This is a genomic window from Maribacter sp. 4G9 (assembly GCF_002742265.1).
Lineage (GTDB): Bacteria > Bacteroidota > Bacteroidia > Flavobacteriales > Flavobacteriaceae > Maribacter.
This window is the reverse complement of sequence record NZ_MDGL01000182.1, coordinates 1-669: the sequence shown is the minus strand read 5'-3', so window position 1 is coordinate 669 and position 669 is coordinate 1. Positions and strand designations below refer to the sequence as shown.

The window sequence follows — 669 nt, the reverse complement described above, 5'->3', positions numbered from 1 at the left end:
CGTGCTTTTATCTATTCCTAATTCCCTCGAAACATCTCCAACAGATCTTCCTTGCTGATTTTCTTTTAGAGCCTTGATAATTTGACTCTCGCTAAACTTGCTGTTTTTCATCGTGACAGTTTGAATTTAAAGTTAGTAAATTCGAATTATGAACTGTCCTATTTTTAGGGAAGCCTACAAAATCGTGGACTGTTGTTTCTAATTTAGAGACATTAGAACATGAACAATTACATTTCGACCTTTGGGAATTTATTACAAGAAAAATCCGAAAAGCATTCTCTGAATTGAATAATGCGTCAGAAAAGAACGTTTCTGTTTATCAAAAAAAATATGATGAATTAATCGATTATGGTATCGAACTACAAAATCAATACGATAGCGAAAGTTATTTTAGTGAAAAAGGACAAAATAAATGGAACAAAAAGATTTTGAATGAACTCAAGAAGTTGGACAAATATGCACTTTAAAAATAAAAGTACTGTACACAACACCGGTAACCGTTGCACAAGATATTAATCCGTGAAAAAATGGATCCGTACAAGCCTCTTTACGGGGCTTTTTTTGGTCCGCCTTAGATTGGCAGCGCTAATCTTGGATGCCTTACAAAAGCACCGAACAACGGTTCAAGGGCACTTTTGGCCCATCTTGCCAAAGCTGGTGTCATTACCC

The 669-nt window shown here is 35.6% G+C and carries 2 protein-coding genes; one reads left to right on the top strand and one right to left on the bottom strand.

The features are described from left to right. On the bottom strand, positions 1-111 hold a 111-nt coding region (locus BFP75_RS19295), incomplete at its 3' end, for a transposase (protein WP_165776627.1). A 173-nt stretch (positions 112-284) separates the two neighbouring features. On the opposite strand from BFP75_RS19295, the gene BFP75_RS19290 reads away from it, so the two are divergent. Continuing rightward, the gene (locus tag BFP75_RS19290) at positions 285-467 is read left to right on the top strand and encodes a hypothetical protein (RefSeq protein ID WP_099546968.1); all 183 of its coding nucleotides are present in this window, start codon (positions 285-287) and stop codon (positions 465-467) included. Positions 468-669 lie beyond the last annotated feature (202 nt).